The organism is Paenibacillus glycanilyticus, from assembly GCF_030161375.1.
Lineage (GTDB): Bacteria > Bacillota > Bacilli > Paenibacillales > Paenibacillaceae > Pristimantibacillus > Pristimantibacillus glycanilyticus_B.
Genome location: NZ_BSSQ01000011.1, coordinates 343,882 through 355,215 on the forward strand (window position 1 = coordinate 343,882; position 11,334 = coordinate 355,215).

Genomic DNA, 11,334 nt, shown 5'->3' on the forward strand with positions numbered 1-11,334 from the left:
TTCGAGGGAGAAATGTAACTGATTGCTTTATAGGTTATTTTGGAACTTGCCAACTCTTGCGAAACGAAAGCGGGGTAAGACCGGTTCGATCTTTAAATAGATTGATGAAATGGCTGACGTTATCAATACCGATTAGATGCGAGATTTCCAAAATCGTATGGTCGGAGTATTTGAGCAGTTCCTTTGCTTTGGTTATACGCGTATTAATTATAAAATCGCCCGGAGAGAACCCTATATATTTCTTGAATATTTTTATTAAATGGTATTTATTGACGGCGAATTGTTTAGATAAAGCATCCAACGTTATTTTCTCGAAGTAACGATTTTCAATGAGCTGGAGGATCTCTGTAATGTATAAAGGGATATCCTTATCCTCCGATTCGAATACAGAATCAGATAGGACCAACTCGGTTAATAGCTCAACTATTCGTTGTGATGCCATAATTTCGTGTCGGACACTTTTGACACGGTGTAGTTGAATCAACTCATGTATGATAGATGGGATAGTGGAATCTTGGGAGCAAATATGAACAGGGTTCGCCCGATCGGTAAACTGTTCATAATAAGCACGTACAGAAACACCATTCAAGTGAACCCATAATATCTCCCAATTCTGCTCCATCTCAGTGGCGTAATATTGATAAAGCTTGCAGTCGATGAAGAAAAGTTGCCCAGGTAGAAGAGTATATGTTTTGGAGGCATAATGGAGTGTACCTTTTCCTGATACGGTATACACAATTAGAGTAGAATCTAAATGTTCTCTTTCGGTAAAATAAGAGGAATGGGTAAAGAAATGGCCAACTTCCTGTACGTAAAAGAGAGCGGATTTGGCGAAATCCGATGGTGTATTGATGATTCGAATTGAATCTTTTGTCCATGCATGCAAAGCTCTTTCTTGATATATTCCCATGCTGAATAACCTCCCAATATTCTATGATAATTAAACAACATTGTTGGATGAATTATTGTTTGAAAGCCCTTACTATACAACTATATTCTATTATTGCATAGGCAACTGGAGGGGTAAACATGTCTTTATATCCGGCATTGAAATCGGCGAAGAAACCACGAATTGGTCTTTATTCAGTAGGGCTTCGCGCTTATTGGGATCAGTTTCCCGGGCTACGCGAACGTTTGATCGAATACGGACAGTTTATAGAAAAGCGAATGTCGGCCTGGGGAGAGGTGTACAACTTTGGCTTGGTTGATACAGAGGGTGAAGGACGACGGGCTGGTGAATGGTTAAACGAACGTCAAGTAGATCTTGTTTTTTGTCACGCTGCAACCTATTCGACTAGCTCGACCGTGCTGCCCGTTCACCAGATCAATAAAGCACCTGTCATCTTCTTGAATTTGCAGCCTACGGAACGAATAAACTATGAGCAGTCTACGACTGGAGAATGGTTAGCTCATTGTGGAGCATGTCCGGTTCCTGAGTTTGCGAATGCTTTTAACCGCGCGTCTATTCCTTTTCGTGTGGTCAATGGTCTACTCGGACTCGATTATACCCCAGCCATTTCAATGACGAACGAAACGACGAATGAACGTAAGGAAGCGCAGCGTGCTTGGAAGGAAATTGAAGAATGGGTTCGTGCAGCAGCCGTACCGCGTACGCTGCAACATGGCAGGTTCGGTTTCTTAGGAAACACGTACAGCGGCATGTTGGATATGTATAGTGACTTTACTATGGTTCAAGCTCAAACGGGCCTTCATCTCGAAGTGTTGGAGATGTGTGATCTGGATAGGATGTTAAATTCGGTAACACCTAAGGAAGCGAAGGTGAAATTAGAAGAAGTCCATTATATGTTTCAAATTAGCGGCGATTCACCTAGCGATCCAATTGCAAAACGCCCGACGAAAGAGCAGCTGGACTGGTCGTGTAAAGTAGCCGTAGCACAGGAGAAATTGGTTAAAGAGTATGATCTTGATGCACTCACTTATTATTATCATGGTGCACCTGGTGGTGAGTATGAGAAGTTGCAAGGAGGCTTTATCGTCGGTCACTCCCTCCTAACGGCTAAAGGTATACCGTGCGCTGGAGAAGGAGATCTCAAGACGAATATCGCTATGAAAATATGTGATATTCTGGGCACTGGCGGCAGCTTCTCAGAAATTGTAGTTGTAGATTACGTTGATGAGACGATACTCCTTGGTCATGATGGACCTTTCCATGTAGCTATTTCGGATGGAAAACCAATATTGCGAGGCATGGGACTGTACCATGGCAAACAGGGGACAGGAGTTTCTGTGGAAGCTAAGGTAAGAACCGGACCAATTACAACTCTCAATCTGACGCAGACCGGAGATGGGAAAATGAAGTTGATTATTAGTGAGGGCCAATCCAAGAATGGACCGATTATGCGGATCGGAAACACACAGACGCCAGTCAAATTCAACCAACATCCGGATGAATACATGAGCAAGTGGTTTAATGAAGCACCGACACATCACTGTGCACTGTCAATTGGGCATAACGCTTCGTTGTTTCAGAAGGTAGGAGAACTAATGGATATGGTGCATGTTACTTTGTAATTTGTAAATGAAGGGGAATTACTTTCGTGCGTTAAATGGAATAAAAAAGGAGCTTACTTGAATGTAAGCCCCTTTTTTGTTTGGTTATTTAATAATCAGTGGCATGATTTCAGAACTAAAGGTATTCACGTAGATTGACCATCCTGGGGGACGATCATCTACTCAAATAATGTTTGTACACTTACGATAATCTTTTGGAGATAAACCTGTATAATTTTTGAATGCTCTGGAGAAATGATAAATATTATCATATCCAATCTTTTGAGCAACTTCACTCACGCGAATGGTTGGATTCTCAAGCAACTTTTTGGCTTGTTCCATTTTTAATCGCATGATGTAGGCGGAGAAAGTAAAGCCCGTTTCTTCCTTAAACCAAGTACTGAAGTATGTGTAATTCATGGATGCCAAATTAGATACTTCCGCTAGTGTTACTTCTCCGTAAGGACGTTCTTCAATATACTTCTTGACGATGCCAATTAAAGATTTTGAGGATATATGGCTTTGACTATTAATGGGATTAGCTTCGCTAATTGATAAGTTAGTTGTTGCCTTTATATCTTCTTTGGATGATGAATCTAAACATAGCTGGACGGCAAGATTTAATTGATTTTCCAGCTCCGATAGACGGACGGGCTTGAGAAGATAGTCAACTATTCCATATTTAAATGCCTCACGGACATATTCATAATCGCCATACCCACTAAGCACAATGAACTTTACATCCGGGGAAGTTTGGAAAGAATCGCGTATAAGGGAAAGACCGTCTAAACCAGGCATACGAATATCTGAAATAACAATTTGCGGTTTAAAATCATGAAGCAGTTGTTTAGCCTCTTGGCCGTCGGCTGCCAGCATGATGCCTCCGATTAAAGGGTGTGCTAAGCGAGTTACTTTTGATTTGATTTCTTCGCGAATCAATTCTTCATCATCTACGATCATGAGGTTCAGCATTATCATAAGCCTCCTTTTCCAACTGGCAAGGTATTGTGAGAATGGTCCTAGTAAAGAGGTCTTCGACACTTTCCATCTTGATGGAATAAGCTTCTCCATAAAAGAGCCGTAGACGGTTATTAATGTTGGACAATCCTATTCCATTACCTGTTTGTTGAACAGTTGATAGTGGCGGTACAACATCCTGACCGTGTTGAAATAACTCATGAAGTACATATAATTTGCCCTCAGAAATACCTGTCCCGTTATCTGTTATGACAATGACCATTTCATTCTGATCGTTAAGATTTATATCAAGAGAAATAAGTAGTTGGTCACGTTTACTGATTCCATGTGTAATACTGTTCTCTACTATCGGCTGTAGAATAAATCGGATCATAAGCATTTGCAGCAAGGAAGAAGAACCGGACCATTGAAACTGCAGACGTTCCCCGTATTTCATCTGCTGAAGCCTGATGTAACTTTCTACGTGATCAATTTCTTGTTTTACGGTCGCGAATTCGGACTGACCATTCATATTGTATCGAAGCATTTGGCCAAAATCGGCAAATGCTTCTGATACGTCATATAGACCTGCTAATTCCGTTTTGGCACTAAACAAGTTAATCGTATTGTAGATGAAATGAGGATTAATTTGAGCCTGAAGTGCTTTGAGTTGAGCATCCTTGTGTATGGTTTCGCGCTTAACCATATCTGTAACCAGCCTATTGATCTGAACGAGAAGCGTGTTAAATTTCTCAGAAATGACTCCGATTTCATCATTTCTTTCCACAGGGACCATTTCAGAAAATCCAGTCCGGATGGAATGATCCATGGCACGCATACTAGCTTTAATTTTGACAAACGTCATTTTAAGTACTTGATAGAACATTAGTATGGATAAAATGATTGCGGCAATGAACCCTGCCATCGTCAGAAGCTGATAGGAACCTAGGGAACGCGGAATCCGCTGGGACATGCCGACCTGAAGGTTTAATCTATCAATTGGGCTTTGGATATATAAACTCCCTTTCCATTCCATTTGCTCATCTGCGACTGGCTTATTTACCAATGCCTGTCTTTTGCCATATATGATAAGTCCGCTGGCATCCTTGATGTATACACCTGAAGTATCAGCAGACGAATCATTAAGAGTTACAAATAAGTCTTTCTTGAGTATAGAGACACGGGAAACACCAAGAAACTCCCCTTCCATTGTTACTATTTTTTGGAGGAAGGAATAAGCCCCTTCTTCAGGAATGAAAATCCAATATGACCTTTTGTTGGATTTCATAAATGAGTCGTACCAATCTTTTCCTTTGGCCGCCGTATCATAATTAAAGCTTCCAAACCCTTCTGGAATACTGTGATTGTTCATGTAGATCATAATACTGCTTATATCTACCTGATTGTACTGAAGGCCATAATATACAATCGGTTTGATGGACTGGATGTACTGATCCATAGAACCATTTTCAATCACAAAAGGTTCACTTAGAAAGTTTTGCAGCTGGGTATTGTAGCTGATATTATGGCTAACACTTTCGACCAGGTTAAGCTTACCTTCGAGTCCGCTCTTCAGAATAGAGATAGTTTGGTCCATATTGCTCTTCATTTGATCCTTCTGGAGTGTCCGAGTTTGATGATAAGAATTAATAGAAAGAAGACAGAAAGGGAATAGGATGAAAACAATATAAGAGATAGTAAGTCGCTGCTTAATGCTTAGGCGATTATAGGTAACACGATACATGGGTGAGTTCCTCGTTTAATTTTTATTCATTATACAATAAAGAGAATGTGTTTTTGCAGAAACCTGAAATAAGGGTATCAATTCTGAAACGATGATATTTTTTTGCACATCTCCTTCGAATATGATAAACACATCGAATGTAAGCGGTAACAAAAAAAGAAATGGAATGAAGGTAAGGGGATGTGAAAGGATGAACGGTACGTTTGATACAGCAAGGGAGACAAAGAAGATTGGGAAGCGTTCAATACGATGGTTCCGGTTAAAAGCACAATTTGAGCAACAAAGTATGGTGTGGCCAGGAATCATTTTTTTATTCATTTTTGCTTACTACCCCATGTACGGCATCTTAATTGCATTTAAAGATTACGACATGTTTGCTGGAGTATCAGGTTCACCATGGGTAGGCTTTTCTCATTTTAAAGAGTTTTTCATAGACCCAAACCTCTATACAGTTTTGCGAAATACGCTAGCTATTAACGGCTTAAACCTGATGATTGGATTCCCAGCACCTATTCTGTTTGCCCTGTTGCTGAATGAAATTACAACACAGAAGTTTAAACGGTTCGTACAGACAATCTCCTATTTACCTCATTTCGTATCATGGGTCGTATTCGGAGGCTTAATTCTTACCATATTATCACCAACAAATGGCATCCTTAATTATTTACTTGTATCGATGGGTGTGATTTCTGAACCGGTGAATTTCATTGGCGAAGCCAGTAACTTTTGGGTCATTCTCGTTTCAGGGGAAGTGCTGAAGGGACTCGGATGGGGAGCAATCATCTATATCGCAGCTATTTCCGGAGTGGATCAGGATATGTATGAAGCTGCTACGATTGATGGAGCTGGCAAATGGCAAAAGATGTGGTATGTCACACTGCCAAGTATTATGGGAACCATAGTGATAATGCTCATCTTTGCGATAAGCGCCATTCTGAATACAGGGTTTGAACAAATTCTGGTCTTACAAAACCCATTAAATTTGGACACGAGTGAAACAATTGATACCTACGTTTACAAGACCGGTCTACAGCAGATGAGATATTCCTTCTCAACAGCAGCGGGATTAGCTAAGTCTGTTGTTGCTGTTATCTTACTATTCGGCGCTAATTATTTATCCAAGAAAATCACAGATAATGGTTTGTTTTAGGGGGAGCGAGAATGACAGTACAAAGCAGAGGAGAAAAATGGTTTTCCGTATTTAATACAATTGTGATGCTCATCATTATGTTTTTGACACTTGCGCCATTTTGGTTCACTATCGCAGGTTCTCTAAATGAAGGAATGGATTATATGAGAGGAGGTGTTTATTTTTGGCCAAGGAGTTTCACTTGGGGCAATTATATCGCTGTATTCTCAGACCCTACAATTTATCACGCTTATTGGATTACAGCTGCTAGAACTCTCCTGGGCACTCTGACACATGTGTTATTTACAGCGCTGATTGCTTACGGCATTTCAAGGCCGAATTTGAAGGGGAAATCGGCCTATATGATTTATATTATGATTCCTATGTTTTTCGGTGGTGGACTAGTTCCTACTTACTTGCTGTATCGAGATATTGGCTTACTGGACAATTTTATGGTCTTTATTATACCGGGGCTGTTCAGTGTATGGGACATGATGATACTATTATCGTTCTTCCGAACCATTCCAGAATCGCTTATTGAGTCAGCGAAGATCGATGGAGCTGGAGAGTACCGAATCTTCTTGAAATTTATTATCCCACTGTCTATGCCGGCGCTTGCTGCCATTGCGCTATTTAATGGTGTAGGGCACTGGAATTCATACTACGATACTTTAATGTTTACTTCGTCTGATTCACTTCAAACGATTCAGTTATTCCTGATGAGAGTCGTAACCGATGCAACCTTTGCCCAAGGGATGAGCTCTCAGGCAGCAGCGCTCGTGCCGGAGCAAGCGAAGAAAATAAGTCCAGAAACGCTCAAACTCGCAATGATGATTGCAACGACTGCTCCGATCTTATTGATTTATCCATTCTTGCAGCGGTATTTCGTAAAAGGGATCATGATCGGTTCGATTAAAGGTTAGTCTCCGCCAAACAAGCGGGTTAACAAGATATAAACATTATAAGGGGAGGTAACAAAGAATGTTTAAGTCAGGTAAGTTAAAAATGATGCTTGGTCTAGTCATGCTTACTACAATGTTATCGGCATGTTCTGGAGGGAATGATGGGAATTCTGGAAACAAAGAGACCAACAGTGCTACCCCTACCAACAATGCAGGTACCGAAGGAAGTAATGGTACAAAGGAAGAGACAGTAGACAAAACACCGGTTAAAATTAAGTGGTTTGTTGATGGTGATTGGTACAAGAAGCAATGGGATGCTGAAAATGTTCTTGTTGATAAAATGATTACGGACGCTACAGGGATCACAGTTGAAGTAACAAGTGGGAATGATGAGAAGCTGAGTGCTATGATCGCTTCGGGTGATATTCCTGATGTTGTTACCATGTGGAATGTTATTCCTCAAAGAAAAGTGTTGGAGAAGTCAGGACTTGTTGCTCCGCTTGATGAACTGATTACGAAGTATGCGCCAGATTTCAAAGTTCCACAATCCATCCAGGACTGGTACGGTAATGAAGACGGACATTTCTACGGGCTGCCTAACTACTTCTATGCCAAGGAACAGATGCAAGAGGGCGTAGACTCATTAGCCACACATACGGATGTAGTAGCCCGCAAAGATATTATGGATCAGCTTGGCATCAAGCCAGAAGACTTTAATACAAAGCAGGGCACGATTGAAGCGCTGAAAAAAGTAAAAGATGCCAAAATTAAATACAATGGCTTTGATATCATTCCAGCTTATTTCGATCATACCAATACATTAGAATTCTTCGGAGCATCTCCAGAAGCGAAGGATGGCAGTTGGCAGGACACGATGCGGACACCTGAGTCGCTGGAAGCGTTCAAGTTCCTGAATCAATTATATACAGAAGGTCTCTTACCACAGGATAGCGTGACACTGACGGACGATCAGAAGAAAGAGAAGGTTGCTGCGGGCAGCGTGTTTGCTAAGATGGGCTCGTTAATCACTTGGGATGCGCTTTACCAAGCGGACAACAAAGCGGTTTATGTTCCTGTTGGTCCAATGAAGGGCGATGCAGGCAATGAGTGGCATTTCACACCAAGTCCATTATCTGGATGGACGCTCTCGATGATTTCCAGCAAGAGCAAATATCAGGACCGTATTATTCAATTATTTGAGTACCTATCTACTGATGAATCTTCCCTCAATGTTCTATACGGACCAAAGGGCATCGCATGGGATTTCGACGAGAATGGTAAAGTTAAATTCACGGAACAACGAGTCAAGGATTTCGCTGCTGACCCGGATGCTGCTAAACGCAAATACGGTAATGATTCGTTCGGTTGGCTCATTAACTGGGTGCCGGTCAAACGAACTTCCCCAGCACCGACCAATGATTTCGAGCAATTAACGGTTGAACATGACCAATTCTTTGAGAAACATGTGTATGATGATCTCGCCTTCGAAGCAACAACGGTTCAGGGGGGGACTACTGAAGCAGGTATTGATGCAAAGATCAAAGATTACCGCGCAAAAATGACGGCAAAAATCATTCTTGCCAAGAATGAGCAGGAAGTGGAAAAACTGTTCCAGGAAATGCCGGCACAAGAGAATAAGCTTGGCTATCAGCAGCTTTATGATTATAAGAATAAAGCATTCCAAGATGCGAAAACGAAGCTTGGCATCAAGTTTGCTTGGCCGTCTAACCAATAGGTCTTGTGCAATTGTTACACATTTAAAGAGAATAATATTGCAAGAGTTTAAAGGTGGAATATGGCATTTAGCAAATTTGAAAACAGCATCCCTTGGAGACAAGGAGTGCTGTTTTTGTTTCAAAATAGAGATTGATCATATAGAGAGAAGAGTTGCAGGATATGAATGAAAAGACTGAAACTATACTTATGAATTATATTGCAGAGAACAAAGAAAACATTTACCGGCTTGCATATAGCTATGTCAAAAATAAAGAGGATGCACTCGATATAGTGCAAGATGCCATTTATAAAGCCATAAGAAGTTTTGATCTTTTGAATGATAAGGCAGTGGTCAAGAGCTGGTTCTACCGTATCGTAGTCAACACTGCTTTGGATTTTATACGCAAGTATAAGAGAGTTAATGTAATGTGCTTAGACAATCTGGAATTTTACATTCCAGGAACGGAAGACACATACACAAATATCGATCTGGTCAGGACAGTCGAGGATATGCCCTCTCGATACAGAGAAGTTGTGGTCCTTCGTTATTTTGAGGATTTAAAGATAGAAGAGATAGCTGATATACTTCAACTCAATGTAAATACCGTAAAAACTAGGTTGTATCTGGCGCTAAGGCTGCTTCGCGTGAGACTAAATGATATATCCTTAAAGGACATTATGTAATAAGTGATTTACTGGAGCACCGTTTGAAGGAGTAATATAACGTGTTGTTCCGCATTCGTTTAGCAATGTATCGCAGAGTTTTAACATGTGGAGTGTTGGACATATTTTTGTCCGAGCTCTATTTTTTATGCAGAAGTATGGAAATTACAAAATAATTGCAGTCGGGTTGGTAATATGGCGAATATGTACAGGTTCTGAAATGATACCTAAAAATAAACAGAGCCCACTAGTAAAAGAAATAGTGCGAACCGTACAATATAATTAAATCGCTAGCTGATGTTTTGTTACGCATTTTTTGATCTAAGCATAATTCATTAGAGTTATAAAAAAGCGGGAAGCGTGAATCTAATTCAATGAAATAAGGTGAGCGAATATGAATTGGAAACAGCAACTTTATGAATCCGTAAACCGAATCGCTACTCAGTATGTTGACCATCCTGGCATTTTGGGAGTTGCAATTGGCGGGAGCGTGGCTCGAGGCATGGCTTGGAAGTATTCTGATTTGGAGCTATGCGTGGTCGTAGAGGACTATTTGCAAGATCTCGACTACTTTAATTATTTGAATAATATTGGAGTGGAAATTATTCAAATAAAAAAGCAAAACATACAAGAGTTTCTGGCAGATGGAGATTCACTAATGAACAATGTACTGCAATTTCCAATTCAAATCTATAAATGCCGCATTGTGCACGATCCATCGGGGATATTAATGCGGTTTAAAGATGTTTATGATGCAACACTATTCCATCCCGAAGTTACTCAGTCCAAAAGGGACAACTCCTTAACTGCTGCCGATCAAAGATATAAGCAAGCTATGGAACTTTTGGATTCCGAGAACGATATAACGGCGTTAGCTCATTTACGATTAGGAATGAACGACCTATTGTTGGCTTATTATTGGCACTATAATATTTTACCTAGAAGTCAAAACAGGACCATTTACTTGCTGAAGCAAAATGCAAAAAAATTTGGTTTTGAGTCTTTTTATAAAGCTTTTATCCAATTATTCTGTCTAAAGAATCCCCTACCTGAGATGAAGAAAAGATTGTTTCAAGCACAACCAGCTATTTACCATCTGGCTCAATCAGGCTGGGGTAGTAATTCCGTACCTTTTCTACAAAACGCTGTAGATCAGAATCTTGAATGGGGTTATGAGACTAGCATTCTTTACGTGTATAAATGGTGCGTACATCTTCTTCAATCTTCCGATAATGAGAACCAGGAAATTATGAATAGGGAGTTTTTCTGTCTTTCAAATCCTGAGCTGTACAGGTTTCTTGATTATGACAAGGTGACAAAAGATAACATAAGGGATATGGCGGCTTTGTACCGTGAACAATACAATGCATTGATCAATGACAAAGTATAACTTTGTGAGTCTGAATAAATAGTTACCTGCTAGAGAGAAGCGGTTTCCGCTGGCAGAGTCGGATGACAAGAACAATACTTCATTAAAGCCGCAAAAATTGCGGGCTTTTTTATGTTATGGTATAAAGTTGTTGTCAAATCATGATGACAAGAACTCATAATGACAAGAACTTAATGTTATTCCCGATTTTGACAAGAACATGATCTTATTCCCGACAGAACTAATTTATGTAGAAATCTTTGCATATAACAGAGCATAACATTCCCGGCAGGAAGGCAATTTGTTCAACTATACCAGCTAATAGCTTGTCAACTTTACCAGC

At 40.3% G+C, this 11,334-nt stretch carries 9 protein-coding genes; 6 read left to right on the forward strand and 3 right to left on the reverse strand.

Features of this window, described 5'->3' with window-relative positions; all coding sequences use genetic code 11:
* Positions 1-34 precede the first annotated feature (34 nt).
* Positions 35-910 carry a helix-turn-helix domain-containing protein gene (locus tag QQK89_RS14025; protein ID WP_284239184.1) on the reverse strand — a complete coding sequence of 292 codons (876 nt, stop codon included), beginning with the start codon at positions 908-910 and terminating at the stop codon, positions 35-37.
* A gap of 119 nt (positions 911-1,029) precedes the next feature.
* Here QQK89_RS14025 and QQK89_RS14030 point away from each other — a divergent pair, with 119 nt between their 5' ends.
* Entirely contained in the window at positions 1,030-2,532 is a 1,503-nt protein-coding gene (locus QQK89_RS14030; protein WP_284239185.1) for an L-fucose/L-arabinose isomerase family protein, read from the forward strand.
* A gap of 162 nt (positions 2,533-2,694) precedes the next feature.
* Here QQK89_RS14030 and QQK89_RS14035 read toward each other — a convergent pair whose 3' ends face one another.
* Positions 2,695-3,483 carry a response regulator transcription factor gene (locus QQK89_RS14035; RefSeq protein ID WP_284239186.1) on the reverse strand — a complete coding sequence of 263 codons (789 nt, stop codon included), beginning with the start codon at positions 3,481-3,483 and terminating at the stop codon, positions 2,695-2,697.
* Entirely contained in the window at positions 3,458-5,077 is a 1,620-nt protein-coding gene (locus QQK89_RS14040) for a sensor histidine kinase (protein ID WP_284239187.1), read from the reverse strand. Before QQK89_RS14040 ends, QQK89_RS14035 begins: the two co-directional genes overlap by 26 nt.
* Positions 5,078-5,402: 325 nt before the next feature.
* Here QQK89_RS14040 and QQK89_RS14045 point away from each other — a divergent pair, with 325 nt between their 5' ends.
* The 5 genes from QQK89_RS14045 to QQK89_RS14065 all read left to right on the forward strand — a co-directional run bounded on the left by QQK89_RS14045 (position 5,403) and on the right by QQK89_RS14065 (position 11,012).
* Positions 5,403-6,362: an ABC transporter permease gene (locus tag QQK89_RS14045; RefSeq protein WP_284239188.1), complete on the forward strand. Its 960-nt coding sequence runs from the start codon at positions 5,403-5,405 to the stop codon at positions 6,360-6,362.
* 11 nt (positions 6,363-6,373) lie between these two features.
* On the forward strand, positions 6,374-7,264 hold the full coding sequence (locus tag QQK89_RS14050) for a carbohydrate ABC transporter permease (RefSeq protein WP_284239189.1): 891 nt from the start codon (positions 6,374-6,376) through the stop codon (positions 7,262-7,264).
* 58 nt (positions 7,265-7,322) lie between these two features.
* A complete protein-coding gene (locus QQK89_RS14055; protein ID WP_284239190.1) occupies positions 7,323-8,978 on the forward strand; it encodes an extracellular solute-binding protein in 1,656 nt (551 codons plus the stop codon).
* A 161-nt stretch (positions 8,979-9,139) separates the two neighbouring features.
* Positions 9,140-9,643: an RNA polymerase sigma factor gene (locus tag QQK89_RS14060; RefSeq protein ID WP_284239191.1), complete on the forward strand. Its 504-nt coding sequence runs from the start codon at positions 9,140-9,142 to the stop codon at positions 9,641-9,643.
* A 373-nt stretch (positions 9,644-10,016) separates the two neighbouring features.
* Complete coding sequence (locus QQK89_RS14065) at positions 10,017-11,012, forward strand: nucleotidyltransferase domain-containing protein (protein WP_284239192.1); 996 nt, start codon at positions 10,017-10,019, stop codon at positions 11,010-11,012.
* Positions 11,013-11,334: the final 322 nt, after the last annotated feature.